Below are 240 nucleotides of genomic sequence, written 5' to 3' on the forward strand. Positions count from 1 at the left end.
CCTGCGTGCTCGAAGTCTCCACGATGGAGATCTTCGCGGATGATTTCCCGCCTGTCTTGCGGGTGGTCTTCCTTGCAGTGCTGGGCATGAAGGTTTCCTTCCATGGAGACGAGATGCGTTTAAAAAACGCTCTTATGATGTTTAATATAATTGTCAATTCTGATTCTGCACGGCATTTAACGCGCTATGTCGCCTCAGGCTGAAATTTGCCTGTGACAACATCCAGCCCGCGTTCTAGAC

1 protein-coding gene is annotated in these 240 nt (G+C 49.6%); it reads left to right on the forward strand.

Going from position 1 to position 240, the window contains the following annotated elements:
- A partial coding sequence (locus A3764_RS22045; RefSeq protein ID WP_236628299.1) for a hypothetical protein occupies nt 1-203 on the forward strand: 203 nt, incomplete at its 5' end.
- Nucleotides 204-240: the final 37 nt, after the last annotated feature.

It is taken from the genome of Sulfitobacter sp. HI0129 (assembly GCF_001635395.1).
In the GTDB taxonomy this organism is placed as follows: domain Bacteria; phylum Pseudomonadota; class Alphaproteobacteria; order Rhodobacterales; family Rhodobacteraceae; genus Sulfitobacter.